The sequence below is a fragment of the Agrobacterium sp. 22-226-1 genome, assembly GCF_053522345.1.
This window is the reverse complement of record NZ_JBNWCP010000018.1, coordinates 60,266-78,992: the sequence shown is the minus strand read 5'-3', so window position 1 is coordinate 78,992 and position 18,727 is coordinate 60,266. Positions and strand designations below refer to the sequence as shown.

The window sequence follows — 18,727 nt, the reverse complement described above, 5'->3', positions numbered from 1 at the left end:
CCTGCAAAATAAGGGTGCCCCGACGTGAGCCACACACATACTTTCCGAGAGAGAGGCGAAAACGGCTAGTGGGTCTGCGAAATTTTTTTTGGATAGATCACACGACATAAAAAGCCCCGCTTTCCGCGGGGCTGTGTATCTAGCCGGCTGCTTGAAGATTGGGTCTATGTTTGCCCGCGGGCAACGAACTTGTCATAACCATCGGCATCCCTGCCTCAAGGCAAGCTGCGATGAAAGCCTCACGCGCGACGTCCGGAGACGCGGCCCACGCCAGTGCGGCCCGGCATCGGTGTACCGCCCGCTTGTAGCGATCCCCGCGGCGAAGGGGCCACTCGTGCTCTAGGTAGTCCAGCGCATCGTAGACGCTGAGGAATGTTCTCTCGAGTCCGCACTGCATGCGAACACGAACGGGTGCTCGAAACAAAACATCTTGGCTGTTCATTTCTTACCTCCAATCCAAACAACCAGATCAAGAAGCACAAAAAATATTGGTGGCAGAAAAGGCGCGTTCAAGACCTCGTCGGCAAATTTCAAACGGCCGTGGCTTGGTTCAAGCCAGCCCTTTTTCGTCGGTTTTTTTTCAGCGTCCCTGTGTGGGCAGTGCTTCATGAACCTGGCGAGCTTCGACCGGTCGCCACCGAACCGCTCCCGCACCTCCACCGCCATATGCAGGCTCACGGCATATTGCTGCTGCAACTGCTCGACGGTGTATGGCTCCATTTTGTTCTCGCGCATTTGCGTTCTCCTCATGAGCCGCAAATGGAATTGTGGCGGTACTTGTTCCGGGTTGTGTGCCGACCGCCCTTCTGCCCGTTGCCCGAATAATTCATCTTGAGAACCGTGCAGAGCGGTGTGCGGGTGTCAACCACGACACTCCTAAAGTCATAGTCGTCGACTATCACGAGGCAGCCGGCGTCATGAGCTCTTCTCCGCGCAGAGCTGCTGCGCTGCTTCGTTTGGCGGTACGAAAATTGTGCGGCCACCTCGGTGAAGGCGGTCAAAAAGGACTGGATCAGCGTATCCAACAAGCTCTTGACGCTCTTCGTGTGATCGGAAATGAAGCAGTTCACCCTGGAACCATGGATCTGAATGAAGGGACGCACGCTGGTCTTCTGTTAAGTCTCCCGCAACGTCCTCGGCGCTCGGCCACTGCGCCTGCAATCAACAATTGATGAGAACCAAGTTGCGACCACTTATCTTGCGCAACTTCTACTTTAGGCAAGACTAATGGTAGGCGCAACGTATGATGAACGAATATAGAACGATTCTAATTTAATCACAAAATTTGCGCGCAGCGGCCATGAACTTGTGGACAAAAATCGCACTGGCATGAGCGATCGCGGCAGATGTCACTGTCTTGCTTGTTCTCGGTTGACTTTACAATGCCCGGACGGATTATTCCGCCGCTACCGTGGCCGACCTCTGCACCACTGTTCTCACAGTTCTCTCCCGGCAAAATCTCCCTTCCCTCTACGCCAAGACCTATAGCCAAAAACGCACGATCTTTTTTGCGGCGATCACGTGAGCGACGCCCTGCGAGTAACCAATAATGGGGAACCAATGACTGACACGATCGATACGGCCCGCGTCGCCGACATACTGGAAATCAAGGCTCTCAATGCGAAATACAACTACGCTGTCGACGATGTCGACGGAAAGGCTTGGACGGCGTGCTTCACTAAGAGCGGCGTATTCAACGCTCTGATCGAGGGGCAGCGCCCTTGTGGCCCAGAGGAGCTTGCGGCGTTCGTCAAGCTCTGCAACGAGACTTTCGGCAACATGCATCACCTTACGACCAACGAGATCATTACGTTCCAAGGCGATACAGCACGGCAGAAGGCCTACCTGCAGTTCTTCGTGGTCAAGGACGGCAAGACCGAGGGCAGCATCTGCGTCTATCATGACTGGTTGGAGCGCGAAGACGGCGCTTGGAGGTACAGCCGTCGAGACGTCGATTACAAGGTCAAGTTCACTGAATTCGTCCAGCCGTCCTGACGTTATGGAAGCCAACGCGTGACCTGTCCCGGAGATCGGGATCCCCAAAATTTCAGCAGACTGGAGACACATATGCAATTCAAAGGTAAAGCCGTCCTTATCACTGGAGCGGCCGGAGGGATCGGAAAGGCTACGACGAAAGCTTTTCATGATAAGGGCGCTAATCTTGTTCTCGTCGACCTGAACAAGGACGCCCTTGAAGCGATGTCTGCCGAGCTCGGTCTCAAACCGGACCGAAGCGTCGTAATCGCCGCTGACGTTTCGAAAGAGACCGAGGTGGAGAGCTTCGTCGCGGCCACCAAGGCACGGTTCGGAAAGATCGACGTGTTTTTCAACAATGCGGGCATCGAGGGAAAGACAGGACTGCTTGTCGATACGAGTGCCGAGACCCTGGATAAGATTCTCGACGTCAACATCAAGGGCTGCTTCTTTGGACTCAAGCACGTGCTCAAGGAAATGTCCGTCCAAGGTGGCGGGGCCGTCGTGAACACGTCGTCAATGGCTGGCCTCATTGGGTTCCACTCCCTCGGAGTTTACACCGCGTCCAAGCACGCCGTGATCGGGCTAACCCGCGCTGCGGCCGCTGAAGCAGCACCAGCGAAGATCAGGGTGAACGCTGTGTGCCCAGGCCCGGTGGACACCCGCATGATGCGCGGGATCGAATCCGGCTTCTCCGAGTCAGATCCGGCAGGTGTCAAGGGGCAATTCGAGAACTTGACCGGCCTCAAACGCTATGCGCAGCCGGAGGAAATCGCCGATTTGGTTCTGTTTCTCGCCTCCGACAAGGCGTCCTACATCACCGGAAGCATGTACACCATCGACGGCGGCATGACCGGAATGTAGGGCCTTAAGCTCGACCCGCGGTGCCAAGGTTCAGGCGGATGAAGGTGCGGAGACTTGATGCCATCGCTGCCACGGCCTAGCCCCTGAGCTTGGCGAAAGAGTTCCTGTACTCGCGGGGCGACATTCCGTAATGGTTCCGGAAGGTCCGGCTGAAGTGCGACAGATCGTTAAAACCGGCGCCATAGGCAGCGGTCGAAATGTTGCCAAATCGTTCGTCAAGCAGGTTGCTCGCACTTTGTTCGAGCCGCCGCTTCATCAGGCTCTGGCTGAAAGTGCGATGTGGGCCTACCACCGCTTTGCCCTGAGCACTGCCGATGCGGAGGATCTGCTCGCCAAGCGCGGAGTTGTCGTCAGCCGGGAAACTGTTCGGCTCCGGGTCAATCGCTTCGGTTGTCATTTCGCGAACTGCATCCGCAGGGACCGGCCAAAACCCAAAGACAAGTGGCACATGGATGAGACCGTCATCAAGATTGGCGGCAAGAAGTTCTGGCTCTGGCGCGCCATTGATGCCAACAGCGTGTTCTCGATATCCTGGTTCAGGCTCGCCGCAACAGCAGGGCTGCCAGGCGCTTCTTCTCAAGACTGATCAAGCAGTTTGGTCAGCCGCGCGTGGGCGTGACGAACAAACCGGGCAGTACGTAACGCCGATCCAGGCCATCGCTCCAGATGCCGATCATCGGGCGCACAAGGAGCTGAACAACCGAATTGAAAACTCCCATCGGCAGACCCGAAAACGCGAGAAGATCATGGGTCGGTTCAAAACACCACTTCAGGCACAGCGCTTCCTGTCAGCCCACGAGCAAATCAACACCATCTTCCGCCCCCGCCGCTACACGCTGCCTGCCATTTCATACCGCCGCGCGGGCTGATGCGTTCAGCCTGTGGGCTGAGTATGCCGCTGAAATGACAGTCTACTGGCAACACGGCGTCGATGGCACCCAGCGCCAAACAACTTGGCACTGCCCCCGGGATGTTGACGGGCGCCATTGCGATGGCGCACGTGACCCACTGCATGAACTTAAAGATCAAGCCGCCTTCTGCGCTTCGATCTGCGCCGGAGCATTTGACGTCAGCGCAGGTGTGCTTTGGATCGAGATCTTCCGCGACTTCAAGGCCTCAGGGATCTCACGGACCAGCGCGATCGAGAGAATACCGTTGTTCAACTCCGCTCCCTTCACCCGGACATGGTCGGCAAGCTCAAACCGGTGTTCGAACGGGCGTCCGACGATGCCACGATGCAGGTAGCCATCCGCTGGTGCCTCCTGCTTCTTGCCGGTGACGGTCAGCAGATTGGATTGGAAGATGATATCGAGATCGTCCTGTGCAAATCCAGCCACCGCGATCGAGATCCGGTAAGTGTCGTCATCGCTTTTGACGATGTCATAAGGCGGCCATTCGCTGGTCGACCGGGCGCGCCGGGCGTTTTCCAGAAGATTGAAGATCCGGTCGAAGCCTACGCTCGAGCGGTAGAGAGGTGCGTAGTCGTAAGATGTTACCATAGCCATATCCTCCTTGAAGCAACATGGGTACGGGAGTGCCAAAAGCGGCGCTCCCCGGCGAAACCAGCCCTTGTCTCAGCGGCTGGCGGCAAATGAGTTGGTTTTGGCGATTTTCCGGTTCAAGATCTGCCGCAAAAATTTTACCGATCCCAATTTGCTCTATCTTCAATGCACTGATCGACTGAGAACGCGATGCGGGTACGCCGCCTTGAACTGCGAGATCATCGCGCAAGCTTGCTGCAATACCCGTTCAGTCGTTTCGGGATTGTCGCGCGCAAGTTCGTCGGCGTTTGTGCGGATCGCTTGTGCCATATTGGCCGACATCACAGCAAAACGGCCCTCACCATAGACCAGCGCATCTTGCGAGGTGGTCTCAAGCCAACGAGCAAAATCGGTGATGATCTCCTCCCTCTCCGGGATACTGGCACTCTTGATGATCCTGATATTTTCTTCCATGTGGCCTCACTCCGTACAGACGTGGAAAGCGATCGGGCTCATCAAGCCCCGATCGCCGGGTGAGCTAGGAAGTGGAAAAGTCAGATTCAAGCCTTAATGCAGCTTGAACTCGCCATCGACACGCCGCCATTCGTTGGGCCCGATCAGGCGCTGATGGCTGTAGCGAACCGAATGCAGCGGCCCATCGAGGGACGCCCGCCAAAAATCCAGGAACTTGTGCATCTCGGGGAAAACGGGCGCGAGATCGTAATCCTGCCAGACATAGGTTTGCAGAACGGATTCAAAGTCTGGGATGCGATAGAGGATGTGGGCAGTCGTCAGTCCGTAGCCATTGAGCTGTCGCTCCAGGTCAGATGAGAATTGCATGCTTCATCTCCATTTCGTAACAAGGTGAAGGTGACGTAAATTCTGATCGGCATCAAGACAATTCTACATTACCAGTTAAAATTACTTAGCGATTGCAGTATGTTAGCAGCCGCGATGGCCGAGTGCTAATTTTTCCAGAACACCCTCTTGAAATCGAAAAATCCCGAAAATAAATTTTGCCCGCGAACGCTTGAGTGAGGTTCGCACCCGCCCGGACTGGTCATCCGGTCCGGCCTGGGTCTTCAACGTCATCATTTTTGCTCAACGGAGGAAAACATGTCGTTCCGACCGCTTCATGATCGCATTCTCGTCCGCCGGGTCGAATCCGAAGAAAAGACCAAAGGCGGTATCATCATCCCTGACACTGCCAAGGAAAAGCCGCAGGAAGGCGAAGTTGTCGCCGTTGGGCCTGGTGCACGAAACGAGGCCGGCCAGATCCAGGCGCTCGACGTCAAGGCTGGCGACCGGATCCTGTTCGGCAAATGGTCAGGCACTGAAATCAAGATCAACGGTGAAGACCTGTTGATCATGAAGGAAAGCGACGTCCTGGGTATTATCGAAGCCCAGGCCGAGCAGAAGCAGGCTGCGTAATCACGCACCGTCCGCCATCAGTCAAAAAGCTGCCTATTGAAGGAGTGAACAAATGGCTGCGAAAGAAGTCAAATTCAACACCGATGCCCGTGAACGCATGCTGCGTGGGGTCGATGTTCTTGCCAACGCCGTCAAAGTAACGCTTGGTCCGAAGGGACGTAACGTGGTCATCGACAGGTCGTTCGGCGCGCCGCGCATCACCAAGGACGGCGTCTCGGTCGCCAAGGAAATCGAACTGGAAGACAAGTTCGAGAACATGGGCGCGCAGATGCTGCGCGAAGTGGCGTCAAAGACCAATGATCTCGCCGGCGACGGCACCACCACCGCAACTGTTCTTGCCCAGGCGATTGTCAAGGAAGGTGCCAAGGCGGTTGCGTCGGGCATGAACCCGATGGACCTGAAGCGCGGCATCGATATTGCCGTGGAGGCAGTCGTTAAAGAGCTGAAAGCGAACGCCCGCAAAATTACCAGCAATTCGGAAATCGCACAGGTTGGAACGATCTCGGCCAATGGCGACGAAGAGATCGGGAAGTACCTCGCTGAAGCGATGGAAAAGGTCGGCAATGAAGGTGTTATCACCGTCGAGGAAGCAAAGACTGCCGAGACAGAGCTGGAAGTCGTCGAGGGCATGCAGTTCGACCGCGGTTATCTCTCGCCCTACTTCGTGACCAACCAGGACAAGATGCGGGTAGAGCTCGAAGACCCTTATATCCTCATCCATGAGAAAAAGCTCTCCAATCTCCAGGCAATGTTGCCGGTGCTGGAAGCCGTGGTGAAGTCCGGCAAGCCTCTGCTGATCATTGCTGAAGACGTCGAAGGCGAAGCGCTCGCGACCCTCGTCGTCAACAAGCTGCGTGGCGGCCTCAAGATTGCGGCGGTAAAGGCGCCAGGCTTTGGTGATCGCCGCAAGGCCATGCTCGAAGACATCGCTATCCTCACCGGTGGCACTGTGATCTCCGAAGACGTCGGCATAAAGCTGGAGAACGTCACGCTGAATATGCTCGGCCGCGCCAAGAAGGTGGCAATCGAAAAAGAAAACACCACCATCATCGATGGCGTCGGCTCCAAGGCCGAGATTGACGGCCGCGTGGCCCAGATCCGCGCCCAGATCGAGGAGACGACATCCGACTACGACCGCGAAAAGCTGCAGGAGCGTCTTGCCAAGCTCGCAGGCGGTGTTGCCGTCATTCGCGTCGGCGGCTCGACCGAAGTCGAGGTGAAAGAGAAGAAGGATCGCGTCGATGACGCCCTTCATGCAACCCGCGCAGCCGTCGAAGAAGGTATCCTGCCCGGTGGTGGCGTAGCCTTGCTACGTGCAGTCAAAGCGTTGGAGGGTCTGCCGACTGCCAATGAAGATCAGCGGGTCGGCATCGATATCGTCCGCCGCGCAATCGAGGCACCTGTGCGTCAGATCGCTGAAAATGCCGGTGCCGAAGGTTCGATTATCGTTGGCAAGCTCCGGGAAAAGAGCGAGCTGTCGTTCGGATGGAACGCGCAGACCGGCGAGTATGGTGACCTTTATGCTCAGGGGGTCATCGATCCGGCCAAGGTGGTTCGCACCGCCCTGCAGGATGCGGCCTCTGTTGCCGGCCTCCTGGTCACGACGGAAGCGATGATTGCCGAAAAGCCAAAGAAGGACGCCGCTCCCGCCCTGCCCGCTGGTCCGGGCATGGACTTCTAGGTGAGCTGTGGCCTGCCCCATTCGTGGGGTGGGCCATTTTTGGGGAGATGGGAGGGTGGCGTCGCCTTAATCGAGGCGAGTGCGCAAGAAGGCTCATCGGCGGATGTTTATGCGTTGATTGACGCGGCGATGTCTCGCCATGTTGCGATGGCGTGGGAACGGAGCTTGCGATGATCTGCGGCGGTCAGTTGTTTTCGGTGGAGAAGAAAGAGATTGGCGATCTGGCCGTGGGTTGACACAAAATGCTGGCATTGCCGCGCCGACTTGAAGCGCATCATACGTCGCTCCCGTCGTCGCACGGGAAGATGTGAATTCTCGGCACGGTTGTTGAGGCATTTGTGGGAACGATGCTCGACGCCCGGCATCAGTTCCGCCTTCGCGGCAGAGTAGGACCGCAGCTTTTCGCTCACCATGACCCGTGGCGTGGCACCCTGGCCTTTCAGCAGCTTTCTCATCAGTCGCAGCGCTGCTCGCCTGTTTCTTCGGCTTTGCAAAAGCGCATCGAGGACGTAGCCATTGGCATCGACGGCGCGCCAGAGCCAGTATTTCTTTCCTTTGATGGAGACCACCATCTCGTCAAACTGCCACCTGTCGGCAAACTGGCCGCGCCAACGCCGCCGGAGTTGATGAGCGAATTTGAGGCCGAACTTCGCCGCCCATTCCGAGACGGTCTGGAACGAGACCTCAATGCCGCGCTCGGCGAGCAGATCCTCAACATCGCGAAAACTGAGTGGAAACCGATAGTAGAGCCACACAGCATGGGCGATGATCGCGGCGGGGAAGCGATGGCGTCTGAAGTGAGCATTCTGGACTTCGGTCATTTCCACCAATTACCAAACCGATCTCCACCAATCCCTTAAGGCGACGCCACCGTGGGATGAGATACCAGGACTTGCAAGTTAGCAGATCCGCGTGCGAGCGGAATTCCGTACATTTGCAAAATATGTTGCGGAATTCCGCTCGCACGTATAAAAGACGTCTATGCGGATTTCCGCATTTTTCTCACCATAAAGCGGAATTCCGCATGACCCCTACCGTTTTTCAGTCATTGGGCGAACAACTGCTCGCAGCCCGCAAAAAGCGTGACCTGAGCCAACCGGCGCTCGCCGAGCGACTTGGCCGAAATCGTGCCCGCATATCGGAACTGGAACGTGACCTTGCCAACAATCGCTTGGGCAGGGACCGTCTGACTCTGTTTGCCGAACTCTGCGATACGCTTGATCTCGTCCCTGTGTTGATCCCGAAATCGCGCATGGAAAGCGTGCGTCTGCTGGTCGATGACATACCTGCTCCAAGACATTCGACCGAGGTTCCGAGAGCTTTCGACGAGCTCTTCATCGACCTCGATGACGATGAGACAAAGGAAGGGTAATGGCAAAAGCAGCGGCGGTTCTTGGCGTCTTCATGCTCGACGAAAAAGGAGGGTCCGTCCGGGCCGGGACCCTGACGCGCGACGCCGATGGTGCGGTGTCCTTCGTCGTTGCGGAAAGCTTCCTGCGGGACGCGACAAGGCCAATCCTCAGTCTCGGCTGGTATGATCCCGATTCCGACCAAGGTACGCGCGAAAGGCTCGCCTCGCGGGGAGACAAAATCGGGCTGCACGGAAGGTTGCCGCCTTGGTTTTCCGGGCTTCTCTGCCAGAAGGAGCCCTTCGCGACCTTGTGATGACGGAAATGGGTCCGGGCGATCACGACGAATTCGACGTGCTGACCCGCCTCGGAGCGGACTTGCCTGGCGCGGTGTTCATTGTCCCAGAGACCGACATACCGGCGTCGGCAGGACCACTGGACCTCGGAAAGGTCCATGGCTTCAAGGCGCCGCTTCCCGAAGGAGCGGTGAAATTCTCGCTGGCAGGCGTCCAGTTGAAATTTACCGGCAACCCGGATGGCGACGGTCTGACGGCCCCAGCCCGGGGAGAGACTGGTCGTTGCATCATCAAGCTGGGCAGCGAACGATTTCCCAATCTTCCCGAAGCAGAGTTCGCCGCTATGCAGATGGCAAGCGCCATAGGCGTCAGAATCGCGCCGTGTCGACTCATCTCTCGCGACGCGATCCGGGATGTACCAGCCGAATTGCTGCAGCACGGCAAAAACGTGCTTGTCGTGGATAGATTCGACAGGTCTGCTGGCGGCCGCATCCAGATCGAGGATGCCGGCCAGGTTCTCGGTGCTGTAGGTGACCGCAAATATACGATGGGTACGACCGAGACGGTCATCAACATGGTTCGCCGTTTCAGCACCGATCACCGCGACGACGTTCTGGAAGCCGTCAGGCGTGTCGTCGCCGACGTGCTTCTAGGCAATGGCGACAATCACCTGAAGAACTGGTCCTTCTATTTCCCGAAGGCCGGCCAGATTAGGCTATCGCCCGCCTACGATATCGTGCCGACCGTCCTGTATCTCCCCCGGGACGAGATGGCGTTGCGCTTCGTCAGGACGCATGATTTCGATGCAGTCAACTTGCATCGCTTCGAACGGGTTGCGAGCTTTATAAGGCTCGATCCAAAGCTCATCACGCGCGACGTCGAGCATGCCGTCCGACAAGCCCTGGAAATTTGGCCAAAGATTGCTCCCGGTCTTTTGGGATCCGACTCTTCGGATCGGGTCCTGAGGCGGCTCGACACGTTGACGCTCGTCCATGAGGTCCGTGTAAGGATCGGACTATGATGGAGGTCGCGTGGTGGCGTCGCCTTAAGGGACTGGAAGCGTGCGGGACCTATGCAATGGCCGCTGAAGCGCCTGAAGGATGCCGAAAGTGCGGCCTTGATGCGGCGGTTCCAGTCAGACAGCCTTCACAGCTATGGCACTTTCAGCGGCCGCAAGAATGGTTTCTTCGCCTGACCGAGGCCGCCAGCCTAGCACTCGTTCTGCCTTGGCGCTGGAGAACACATGCTTTCGTCCGAGCAGAGGGATAACAAAGCGAGCGGGGCGATCGAAGAGAGCGGCGATCCTGAGAACCATGTCAGGAAGCGACCTCGTCGGGACTTTCTGTGCGGCCTGACCGAGATGATTGCGCAAGGTCGCGGCGATATCGGCCATCCACTTCCAGTCGCTTGCCGCGATGAACCGCTCGCCGGCGGCGGCGGGGTTTTCCATCGCGAGGATATGCAAGTTCACGACGTCGCGTACATCGACCACACAGAATCCTATATGAGGCGTAGCCGGTGGTTTCCCGCTCAACAGGCGTGTCATCAAAACAAGCGAATGCCGATACTCCGAACTGAACACCGGCCCCATGATGGCCGACGGCAAAATCGTCGTCAGCGTCGTCCGGCCGGATTGAGTGGACATGAAGTCCCAGGCAGCCTTCTCGGCAAGGGTCTTGGCTAGGCGATAAGGGCCGAGCTGCCGGTCATGCACGTCGGTCCAGCGGCTCTCGTCATACACCCCGTCGGGGGCGGTCAGGCGCGGGCGGCAGGCTTCGATTGCCGACGTCATGACGACGCGGCGCACGTTCGCCCGGCAAGCGGCCCGCAAGACGCGCAGCGCCCCGTCCCTGGTCGGGATGGTCAGATCATCCGGATTCTTAGGAGCGGACACGCCGACAGGGGCCGCGACATGCAAAACAGCGTCGCAACCTTCGACGGCTTGGTCCCATCCCTCATCACGTCTCAGGTCGGCGATTGCGAAAGAGAGACGATCGCCCGGATCAAGCTGACTTGCGATCTGGGCCCGGAGCCAGGGCTCCTTCGCGAGGCTTCTGACAGTTGTTCTGACCGCGTAACCACGCCTCAACAGCTCGACAATTGCCCAACCTCCGACAAAGCCGGTTCCACCCGTCACGAGAATGGTATCCATGGGAGTCGCTCCTCACGCTGCGCGTTTAAAAACCGGAATCTGTTACCCGTCATTCAGCACGTGGTGCCGCAGCCCGTCTCGTAGATCGATCCGGGTGAGAATTTACCGCGGCGCCTGATCAGTTCGGGGACTGTCACGAATTCAAACCCTTTCGCCGAGAGTTCATCGACAATCCCCTGCGTCGCCTCCACAGCCCGAGGCGAGGTGTCGTGCAAGAAAACGATGTCGCCGTCGCGCGCATCTTCGACGACGCGGTCGCGCAAAGTCGTGGCGCTGAAGGCGAGTCTCTCCGGGTAGATGCTCCACATTATGATCGCCATGCCGTTGCTGCGCAGGATGTCGCGAACATGATCGTTCAGCGCCGCGTATGGGGGCCTGAATACGGTCGGCTTTTGACCTGTTACCTCTGTCAGCAGCTCGTTCGCGTCTTCGATCTCGGCGCGAGCGGCGTCCGGCGACATTTCGGTCAGCCGGGCGTGGCTAATCGTGTGGTTCCCGATTGCGTGACCTTCGGACGCCATTCGACGCATCACCGCAGGATCGTTACGGACGTTTCCCATGACAGGAAAGAACGTCGCCTTCGCGTTACGTGTTTTCAACACATCCAGGATGCGAGATGTCACCTCGGTCGGCCCATCATCGTAGGTTAGAGCAATGAGTTCGACAGTCCCGACGCTCCCGGAAGTCGGAACGGGCTGTTCGGCCGACCAGGCAACCGCGCCCGTAACGACCACGATTCCAAGTGCAAGAATTTCTCTCACCATTTTGAGCTTGCCTTTGCGGTTCTCGTTCCGGTGGCTGATCGTGCCCCGCCACTTAGCGACTGCTCGCGTGCCGACCCGCCGCGTTGGGTTTAAATTGGGTACGGGGACGACGGCGCATTAGCCCCTTCAAATCGCACAGCCTTGTTCGACCGTTCGCACAATTTGACTAAAACAGTCGATATTTGCCGACTCTGGAGGTACAGTGCGTGCAAGTGCGATCACGGTTATGGAAGGAGAATTTCTTGGCTGACGACATTGGCGAACTAAAAGCTTTTGCCGCAGTTGCAAACGCCGGAGGATTCCGGGAGGCTGCACGGCTTCTTCAAGCGAGCCCATCTGGATTGAGCGAAGCGGTGCGCCGTCTTGAGCATCGTCTCGGGGTGAGGCTGCTTCATCGGACAACGCGAAGCGTCCTGCCTACCGAGCAAGGGCAACGCCTTCTCGATCGCGCATTGCCCGCGTTTGCGGAACTGGAGCACGCGATGAAGGATGTTGCCTCCTCTCGGAACCAGCCGGCTGGGGTATTGCGCCTGAACGTACCGACAAATGCAGCTCGATTGTTTTTGCCGATCTGCCTGCCTCCATTTTTGAAGAAATACCCCGGCATCCGCGTCGAAGTCACGGCTCAGACCGATCTGGTTGATGTGCTCGCGGCGGGTTGCGATGCTGGGATCCGGTATGATGACCGGCTTGAGCAGGACATGATCGCTATCCCCATCGGGCCGCGCAGGCAGCGCTTTGCAACTGCAGCATCTCCGGCTTACCTCGATGCTCACTGCCGGCCTGAACACCCAAGGGACTTGATGAAGCTCGATTGCATCCGCGGACGCTTCAGCCGTGGAAACCTTGAGATTTGGGAGTATCAACGGGATGAAGAGATTTACCGCGTCGAGCCGGAAGGACAATTGATCTACAGTGCCGGAACTGCGGCGGACCTGGGCGTCGAAGCGGCCCTCAACGGCCTCGGCGTTATCTATCTTTTCGAGGATTGGCTGCGCCCACATTTTGAACGAGGCGGGCTTGAACCAATACTCCAGCCGTGGTGGCAGTGGTTCACGGGACCATATCTTTATTATCCGGGCAGACAGCTTGTCCCATCGCCGCTGCGGGCCTTTATCGATTTCTTGAAAGCTGAAAGTTCAGGAATGACGTAGTCGCTTCTAAAAACCGGCGTCTCGTCACAGAGGGACGATTGGGACTGCAGGAGCAGGCGACTTGCCAAGGGCGTCGTTCCCGACTCGCGGTATGGGAGGACGGGCGACCTGTGGTTCGACGGTGACACGTTCTGGCTGAAGGGCTTCAAGGTCCGTATCCCGATACCGATGCTGGTGGTGTCATATTGGGCGCCCCGGATCGGCTGGCGCGGCGCCATAATGCACAACATGGGGCTAACCGGCCGCCATGCCGGAACCACGAGAGGATCCTTACCGGAATCGGCCGAAACCGCTTTGCGGGTTTGGTTAGCGTAGCGAATAGAACCGTGCGGCAAGGCCGCCTCGCCCGAACAATGCAGGACCGGTTAGCGATACTCTTCACGAAAATGAATCGGAAGCGATCATTCGATTCAAAAGTGTCGTTGGACTGTACCGTGAGCATCGACGATCATTGGGCATGGGCACTCACTACTATCAGTTCTATTGCCAAAGGATCGACGCCAACAGGAACATGGCGCGCGACTACACGCTTGCAATCCAGCCCACTCTCTTCGGAGAGACATCGGTGGTGCGAAACTGGGGCCGCATCGGCAAGGCGGGAGGAGAGATGACGGAGTTCTTCGGGACGGAGAAAGATGCAATCTCCCGCTTCCTCGAACTGCTGCAGAAGCGAAAAAGGGGGGTACAGACCGGCAAGAAGCTGTGGAAAGCCGGATAGCAAACGCAATTCTTGAAGAATCTCCCCATGACAATATCCAGATCGGCTGAGAAGGTTTTCCATCTTTAACGAGGGAAGCACCATGACCACCGCCAACGAAATCGCCGACAAGATCGCCTCCGAGCAGAACCTGACCAAGACACAGGCCAAGACGATCGTCGAGACCGTCTTCGCATCCATCACAGAGGCTGCCACATCCGGCGCGGAGACGTCGATACCGGGTTTCGGCAAGTTCAAAATCAAGAACACGCCAGAACGCCAAGCCCGTAATCCGGGAACGGGCGCCACGATCAAGGTCGCAGCCGCAAGGAAGCTTACATTCCAGCCGGCGAAGGCGCTGAAAGACACGCTGAACAAGTGAGCCGAAACGGAGCGAACCAAAGGTTCAAAAGGTAGCCGCTGGCACGCGGCGACCTGCGGTTCATAACTGCCACCGCTTGCCTTCAAGCTCGAAGCTGATCCCGATCGCGACGAAGAACGGGATCTTGGTCGCAAGCTTCAGGGCAAGTTCGCCGTTCCGAAAGAAGTAATGGATCCCCTTGGCAAGGATACCGGGCCGCCGACCTGTTCTACCGAGGAATCGAGCGAGGCGTTTTGTTCTAATTCGGCGGGACAAGACGTAGAGGCTTTCTCCAAAGCCCCTCGAACCCTTCCTGTCCATCAACCTGCCATTAGCGGTGATCTTTCACTTTCAATGACGCGACCGAAGACATACTTTATAGCGGCCTCTATCCTTCAGGTGGGTCAGTCTCAGCGGAGCACGGTATCGGCAGCAAGAGAACGCACACTTTGGTCAGGAACATTCATCCCGGCAACTTGATGTTGATGAAGCAGGTGAAAGAATGCCTTGATCCCAGCGCAATGCTGAACCCTGGCAAAGTGCTAATTGATTAGGATCGAAATCGGAGATTGTGTACGGCTGACCGAAGGTTAGGGTGACCAACATGCCTTCATGCCGGCGCTGGAGAATTCTCTTTACAGCGTATTTAAGCTCTTGAGATTCGAACCAGCGACCCGATCGGCACTTGTGGGCCACGAAACTGCTAACGAGTTACGCAAAAACACCAATTGCTAATCCGCGCACGTGCCGAGGATCGGCGACATCAGCTTTATGTGAGCATCAACCCGTTCCAATACTTTATTGGGGAGAACAGCTCGTTCAGGCAGAGACCACCAAGACTGGTTGACGCGCTCGACCGTCTCGGTAACAGCCTTCAGCACAGCAGCTTCCGGCAGTCGCGCACGATGAGCGAAGATTTTCCATCGCTGGGCGTTCATTACCTTGAACGGCCTTTCACCGGCCAGCGACAATGCCATGGTGTCCGACGGAATGTAAGGGACAGTCGAGAGCACATCATAGACCGGTGCGAGTGCCGGCTTGTCACCCTTCCCATGATAAATCAGCGACCAATTCTTGAGGTGCATGTCGCCATTTCCTGTAAGCACAGCCAAAGCCAGTCGTCGAACGAACTCGAGGGCTGCCGCTGACGAAACGGCGACCCCAAGAGCCACAGCGATATCATGATAGGCGGCACCCTCATATTTTCGAGACGGATAGACGCCGAATACCTGAGCGAAATCTTCGATATGTACGCGCTCACCACCGGCAACCCGATCGAAACGTTTGACGAGGAGTACTTTGCCGTCGGACAGCGTCTCAAACTCCGCCGGGATACCCTCGAACTGCGATTGTTCCACGAGCTCGCGTTCCGGCACGTCCATGCCAATCGCTTCGGCCAATGCGAGATTTGCAAATGCGTTTTCCGAGACGCCGGGAAATGATGTCGATGGAAACTTGGCGATATATGAACCCTGCTCGTCGCCCAAGGGGATCGTCAGACCGCCGCCTTTGCCTGTGTTTTTGATGACGGAGAGTTTCATCTGCACGCCGGCGAGCGAAAACCGGGCCTTTGGTCTGGAGGTTGTCAAACCCTCGCTATGAGCAACGGCCCCTTCGCTGGGCACAATTCGGACAGCCCCCGGCAGATCCGACCCGAGTGCTGCAAGCAAATCGAAATCATTTCCTGCTCGCACGCTACCTAAATGATGCTTCTCCATCGCCTCGCGCAGTTTATCCTCTGGAAGAAGGTTCGCAAAGAACGATGGCAAAGCCCTTGCGACAGGCTTCGGGTCCTTCCGCAAACCCCCATGTGCCGCACGAAATGACAGACTGAGCACTGGAAAACCACCCGTCTGACGATAGCTCTCCTCAAAGCTGAACGCGTTAAGTCTCCCGGCGTCCTCACGATGATGCCTACCTTCAGGTCATTTAGTAGCACGTCAAGTGAGGTTGTGGATCTTGGATCAAGATGCGTATTAGACATTGCCTTCACCATCGGGGCTGGCGACAAAAGCAGGAAGATCATCTTCAGCGCCACCTGGCTGCAGCAAAGCTTCAACCGCCGGGACCATGGCCTGCGGGATGAGCATCAGTTCCAGACCAAGCGCACGACCAATGTTGATCAGTGTGGTCGTACGGGCGGCGCTGGCTCCAGCCTCAATCTCGCGGTACCGCGGACGCGATATACCCGCCATATCTGCAACCTGCTCCTGGGTGAGGCGCAAAATCTTGCGCGACGTCTTGAGCAGCCGCCCTATGTCCTGAAGAGCCTCCGAATCGGACTTCATTTGACACCTTAATGTTTCATCCTTCTCATTATGATACGTTTACGTATCTTATGTCATCTGCGCATGTCAAACTAAATGACGCGAATAAGGATCACATGAAGCCAAAAGATCTCCTTACAGATCAATTTTGTTTCCTCTACTTACAGGATGTTAGGCAATCTGGGCACCGAAACTGGAAACACACCCGCAATACACGCTTCTTTAAATTTCCGCTCCTAACCGATGCCATCTTGGCACCGGCGGAGCGGGAGCCTTCCATCCCATCGATTTCAGACTGCTCTTGTTCCCGCCCCAAGATCTCAGCGCGCCGCTCATAGGATGTCGCAGCCCAGGCTGGCTGCGCTGCACGGGCTTTCGCGGCGGCCGAGGCGATTTCGGCGGGTTCGGCCATGCCGATGCGGCCGAGCTTCTTGCCCGTCGCCGGTTCGATGACACCCGCAGGCGCTATGGGCGCAGTCCACTTGCCATCGAAAGCGACGCCGCTTAGCTGCTGTTCCTGCAGAAGCCTCTTCGTGATATTTCCGCTCATCGAGTTATATCCTCCAGTGGTTTTGATGATGGCGGCGCCGTTCAACACCGTTGAAAACCAATCCGGTGTCGAGCGCCTTCTCCGGATCTGCCGGGAGACATCGAGATTAACCACCTATCAATGGGCCGCTTCGGTGGCATCTGCAGTCTCGCCATTGAAGAATTCCAGAAGTGCGACATTGAGCGCCTGCGCCGACTCAATGTTGACGATATGTCTGCCCGGCAATGACAGATGCCGCCCCTGCCGGGCACGGGCGGCAATGTCTTTCAGGTCTGCTGGCGGGCATACCGGGTCGTCATCGCCGGAAACGGCAAGCAGAGGGTTGGCGATCCGTTTGATATCGTCCCGAAGGTCGGCCCCTGCGAGGGCCGCGCAACAACCGACATAGCCCTCGATCGACGTTGCCGCAAAGCTACGCCGACTACTTCTCCCGATACGACGCCTTGATCACACATGTGCTGCCGATACCTGCCCACAAGCACGGGGTTGAAGAGTTTGTGATCGACGGACAGAGGGTCGATGCGACCTATCTTCAGGGGGCGACCGTGCCTTTGAACGTAACCGGCGTTCCCGGAATCTCGATGCGGTTCGGCACCAGCAGCGAAGGCCTGCCGATCAACGTCCAGATCGTTGGCAAGTGGCAGGCGGAGCCGACCATCCTTCATGTCGCTACGCTTCTGGAGAGCGTCAGCACGACACGCGGCCTGCGTCCCGCACTCTGACGGCTAATGTCTATCGGGCACGACCTTACCCGTGGTGAAGGCCGTGCTCTTTCACCTCATCGGCCATTACAGACCGCGGTCACCGGTGCGCCGGGTGGTTGGCTAACGGACTTGGGATAAGTTCGACCGGAAAGAAGCCGAAATCTGCGGGCAGAGGAAGCACCATTACACCGGCCACTTGCATTGGTGCTACTAACCAGTCCGATCTCGCAGTCGAGCAACGATGAAGCGTTACGAATAATGGATCCTGGCGCTGTTCGGTCCCCGACCATTTCTCACCTTCTGCCATGGGCGAGGATGGACAAATCACCGCAATGCTCTACGTGTCAATGATCGCCAGCAAACGAATTCGTAGGCGCTGGCGGCTGAGGGCTAAGAGCTCCCGCCTGCCAATGCAGGACGTGCTCATGGTCGATGATTCCGCCGAGACATCTGAGAAAATCATCAGCACAGACGGGAGCAAGCTGCTTGTTCTTATCGCTGAAGATGAACCCCTCACCCAAGCAAATCTCGAAGATGTCGTGGCGGAAGCGGGCTTCGAGCACTTTTCAGTATCGAGCGCGGACGAAGCTATCCGTGCCTTGGAGGAGGATTCGGCTCGCTTTTGCGCCCTGATAACCGACGTAAGGATGCCAGGAGAAACAGACGGTTGGGATTTAGCGCGCCGCGCGCGGGAACTGCAGCCGCTCATGCCGGTGATCTATATGACGGGTGACAGCGCCAAGGAATGGGCGGCCCAAGGCGTTCCCAATAGCGTTCTACTCCAGAAGCCTTCGTCTATGCCCAGCTTGTCACCGCATTGACCACTCTTCTCAACGATGCCGCCACGAGCGGCATCGGGCAATAAGCCGGGGGCGTGCAGGGACGCGTCGGCTTTGGGCTTGCGATTTTTTCTCATCGACGAGTTGTGCCTCCTCGGCCGCCGCGACGCGACGCCGCCTTCACGCGGTCAACATGAGGCATACTCCAGAAACTCAGAGGAGA

General features: G+C 57.3%; 25 protein-coding genes and 2 pseudogenes. 15 read left to right on the top strand and 12 right to left on the bottom strand.

All coding sequences use genetic code 11. From position 1 onward, the window contains the following. Positions 1-139 precede the first annotated feature (139 nt). Together ACQZ5K_RS23440 and ACQZ5K_RS23435 are read right to left on the bottom strand one after the other, a co-directional pair. Positions 140-442 (bottom strand): DUF982 domain-containing protein, encoded by a 303-nt coding sequence (locus ACQZ5K_RS23440; protein ID WP_448741596.1) that lies wholly within the window; start codon positions 440-442, stop codon positions 140-142. Beyond that, positions 439-735 carry a hypothetical protein gene (locus tag ACQZ5K_RS23435; protein ID WP_448741595.1) on the bottom strand — a complete coding sequence of 99 codons (297 nt, stop codon included), beginning with the start codon at positions 733-735 and terminating at the stop codon, positions 439-441. The genes ACQZ5K_RS23440 and ACQZ5K_RS23435 overlap by 4 nt, the downstream gene beginning before the upstream one ends. A gap of 32 nt (positions 736-767) precedes the next feature. Between ACQZ5K_RS23435 and ACQZ5K_RS23430 the strand changes: the two genes are divergently transcribed. The 3 genes from ACQZ5K_RS23430 (at position 768) to ACQZ5K_RS23420 (ending at position 2,838) form a co-directional block, all read left to right on the top strand. After that, complete coding sequence (locus tag ACQZ5K_RS23430) at positions 768-1,172, top strand: DUF4145 domain-containing protein (protein ID WP_448741594.1); 405 nt, start codon at positions 768-770, stop codon at positions 1,170-1,172. Between the two features lie 388 nt (positions 1,173-1,560). Beyond that, positions 1,561-1,995: a nuclear transport factor 2 family protein gene (locus tag ACQZ5K_RS23425; RefSeq protein ID WP_448741593.1), complete on the top strand. Its 435-nt coding sequence runs from the start codon at positions 1,561-1,563 to the stop codon at positions 1,993-1,995. 72 nt (positions 1,996-2,067) lie between these two features. Further along, positions 2,068-2,838 (top strand): SDR family NAD(P)-dependent oxidoreductase, encoded by a 771-nt coding sequence (locus tag ACQZ5K_RS23420; RefSeq protein WP_448741592.1) that lies wholly within the window; start codon positions 2,068-2,070, stop codon positions 2,836-2,838. 76 nt (positions 2,839-2,914) lie between these two features. Here the strand turns inward: ACQZ5K_RS23420 and ACQZ5K_RS23415 are convergent, their stop codons facing one another. Then, positions 2,915-3,094: a helix-turn-helix domain-containing protein gene (locus ACQZ5K_RS23415; RefSeq protein WP_448741591.1), complete on the bottom strand. Its 180-nt coding sequence runs from the start codon at positions 3,092-3,094 to the stop codon at positions 2,915-2,917. On the opposite strand from ACQZ5K_RS23415, the pseudogene ACQZ5K_RS23410 reads away from it, so the two are divergent. Then, positions 3,074-3,744 (top strand): annotated as a pseudogene (locus ACQZ5K_RS23410) (IS6 family transposase); the annotation flags it as partial. The gene ACQZ5K_RS23415 and the pseudogene ACQZ5K_RS23410 overlap by 21 nt on opposite strands. Before the next feature lie 119 nt (positions 3,745-3,863). Here ACQZ5K_RS23410 and ACQZ5K_RS23405 read toward each other — a convergent pair. The 3 genes from ACQZ5K_RS23405 to ACQZ5K_RS23395 form a co-directional block, all read right to left on the bottom strand. Beyond that, positions 3,864-4,337, bottom strand: a complete 474-nt coding sequence (locus ACQZ5K_RS23405) for an Hsp20 family protein (protein ID WP_448741590.1) — start codon at positions 4,335-4,337, stop codon at positions 3,864-3,866. A 165-nt stretch (positions 4,338-4,502) separates the two neighbouring features. Then, on the bottom strand, positions 4,503-4,793 hold the full coding sequence (locus ACQZ5K_RS23400; protein WP_060726592.1) for a hypothetical protein: 291 nt from the start codon (positions 4,791-4,793) through the stop codon (positions 4,503-4,505). A gap of 93 nt (positions 4,794-4,886) precedes the next feature. Continuing rightward, positions 4,887-5,159, bottom strand: a complete 273-nt coding sequence (locus ACQZ5K_RS23395) for an usg protein (RefSeq protein WP_334428069.1) — start codon at positions 5,157-5,159, stop codon at positions 4,887-4,889. A 276-nt stretch (positions 5,160-5,435) separates the two neighbouring features. Between ACQZ5K_RS23395 and groES the strand changes: the two genes are divergently transcribed. Beyond that, entirely contained in the window at positions 5,436-5,750 is a 315-nt protein-coding gene (groES, locus tag ACQZ5K_RS23390; protein ID WP_262528983.1) for a co-chaperone GroES, read from the top strand. A 52-nt stretch (positions 5,751-5,802) separates the two neighbouring features. Next, entirely contained in the window at positions 5,803-7,431 is a 1,629-nt protein-coding gene (gene groL, locus ACQZ5K_RS23385; protein WP_374997408.1) for a chaperonin GroEL, read from the top strand. A gap of 107 nt (positions 7,432-7,538) precedes the next feature. Here the strand turns inward: groL and ACQZ5K_RS23380 are convergent, their stop codons facing one another. Then, positions 7,539-8,252 (bottom strand): IS6 family transposase, encoded by a 714-nt coding sequence (locus ACQZ5K_RS23380; RefSeq protein WP_374997409.1) that lies wholly within the window; start codon positions 8,250-8,252, stop codon positions 7,539-7,541. A gap of 203 nt (positions 8,253-8,455) precedes the next feature. Here ACQZ5K_RS23380 and ACQZ5K_RS23375 point away from each other — a divergent pair, with 203 nt between their 5' ends. From ACQZ5K_RS23375 to ACQZ5K_RS23365, 3 genes are read left to right on the top strand one after another with little or no spacing between them, the layout of a single operon-like run. Then, on the top strand, positions 8,456-8,803 hold the full coding sequence (locus tag ACQZ5K_RS23375) for a helix-turn-helix domain-containing protein (RefSeq protein WP_374997410.1): 348 nt from the start codon (positions 8,456-8,458) through the stop codon (positions 8,801-8,803). Continuing rightward, entirely contained in the window at positions 8,803-9,096 is a 294-nt protein-coding gene (locus ACQZ5K_RS23370; RefSeq protein WP_448741589.1) for a hypothetical protein, read from the top strand. The genes ACQZ5K_RS23375 and ACQZ5K_RS23370 overlap by 1 nt, the downstream gene beginning before the upstream one ends. Further along, on the top strand, positions 9,048-10,097 hold the full coding sequence (locus ACQZ5K_RS23365; protein WP_448741588.1) for a type II toxin-antitoxin system HipA family toxin: 1,050 nt from the start codon (positions 9,048-9,050) through the stop codon (positions 10,095-10,097). The genes ACQZ5K_RS23370 and ACQZ5K_RS23365 overlap by 49 nt, the downstream gene beginning before the upstream one ends. A gap of 114 nt (positions 10,098-10,211) precedes the next feature. On the opposite strand, the gene ACQZ5K_RS23360 is transcribed toward ACQZ5K_RS23365, so the two are convergent. Both ACQZ5K_RS23360 and ACQZ5K_RS23355 read right to left on the bottom strand, forming a co-directional pair. Next, positions 10,212-11,228: an NAD-dependent epimerase/dehydratase family protein gene (locus ACQZ5K_RS23360; protein ID WP_448741587.1), complete on the bottom strand. Its 1,017-nt coding sequence runs from the start codon at positions 11,226-11,228 to the stop codon at positions 10,212-10,214. A 53-nt stretch (positions 11,229-11,281) separates the two neighbouring features. Continuing rightward, positions 11,282-11,992 carry a polysaccharide deacetylase family protein gene (locus ACQZ5K_RS23355; protein WP_448741586.1) on the bottom strand — a complete coding sequence of 237 codons (711 nt, stop codon included), beginning with the start codon at positions 11,990-11,992 and terminating at the stop codon, positions 11,282-11,284. 242 nt (positions 11,993-12,234) lie between these two features. Between ACQZ5K_RS23355 and ACQZ5K_RS23350 the strand changes: the two genes are divergently transcribed. From ACQZ5K_RS23350 to ACQZ5K_RS23335, 4 genes are all read left to right on the top strand, one after another. Further along, the gene (locus ACQZ5K_RS23350) at positions 12,235-13,146 is read left to right on the top strand and encodes a LysR substrate-binding domain-containing protein (RefSeq protein WP_448741585.1); all 912 of its coding nucleotides are present in this window, start codon (positions 12,235-12,237) and stop codon (positions 13,144-13,146) included. A 457-nt stretch (positions 13,147-13,603) separates the two neighbouring features. Further along, positions 13,604-13,864 (top strand): WGR domain-containing protein, encoded by a 261-nt coding sequence (locus ACQZ5K_RS23345; protein WP_448741584.1) that lies wholly within the window; start codon positions 13,604-13,606, stop codon positions 13,862-13,864. An 82-nt stretch (positions 13,865-13,946) separates the two neighbouring features. Beyond that, positions 13,947-14,225: an HU family DNA-binding protein gene (locus ACQZ5K_RS23340; RefSeq protein ID WP_448741583.1), complete on the top strand. Its 279-nt coding sequence runs from the start codon at positions 13,947-13,949 to the stop codon at positions 14,223-14,225. A gap of 350 nt (positions 14,226-14,575) precedes the next feature. Continuing rightward, positions 14,576-14,758: an FAD-linked oxidase C-terminal domain-containing protein gene (locus ACQZ5K_RS23335; protein WP_448741599.1), complete on the top strand. Its 183-nt coding sequence runs from the start codon at positions 14,576-14,578 to the stop codon at positions 14,756-14,758. A 177-nt stretch (positions 14,759-14,935) separates the two neighbouring features. Here ACQZ5K_RS23335 and ACQZ5K_RS23330 read toward each other — a convergent pair. The 3 genes and pseudogenes from ACQZ5K_RS23330 to ACQZ5K_RS23320 all read right to left on the bottom strand — a co-directional run bounded on the left by ACQZ5K_RS23330 (position 14,936) and on the right by ACQZ5K_RS23320 (position 17,021). Further along, positions 14,936-16,188, bottom strand: a pseudogene (locus tag ACQZ5K_RS23330) (type II toxin-antitoxin system HipA family toxin). Further along, positions 16,181-16,492 carry a helix-turn-helix domain-containing protein gene (locus ACQZ5K_RS23325; protein ID WP_448741582.1) on the bottom strand — a complete coding sequence of 104 codons (312 nt, stop codon included), beginning with the start codon at positions 16,490-16,492 and terminating at the stop codon, positions 16,181-16,183. The pseudogene ACQZ5K_RS23330 and the gene ACQZ5K_RS23325 overlap by 8 nt, the downstream one beginning before the upstream one ends. A 136-nt stretch (positions 16,493-16,628) precedes the next feature. Next, positions 16,629-17,021, bottom strand: a complete 393-nt coding sequence (locus ACQZ5K_RS23320; RefSeq protein WP_448741581.1) for an aldehyde dehydrogenase family protein — start codon at positions 17,019-17,021, stop codon at positions 16,629-16,631. Between the two features lie 401 nt (positions 17,022-17,422). Here ACQZ5K_RS23320 and ACQZ5K_RS23315 point away from each other — a divergent pair, with 401 nt between their 5' ends. Beyond that, complete coding sequence (locus ACQZ5K_RS23315; protein WP_448741580.1) at positions 17,423-17,743, top strand: amidase family protein; 321 nt, start codon at positions 17,423-17,425, stop codon at positions 17,741-17,743. Between the two features lie 407 nt (positions 17,744-18,150). Continuing rightward, positions 18,151-18,546, top strand: coding sequence for a response regulator (locus ACQZ5K_RS23310; RefSeq protein ID WP_448741579.1), 396 nt, complete (start codon positions 18,151-18,153; stop codon positions 18,544-18,546). The last annotated feature ends 181 nt before the right edge of the window (positions 18,547-18,727 follow it).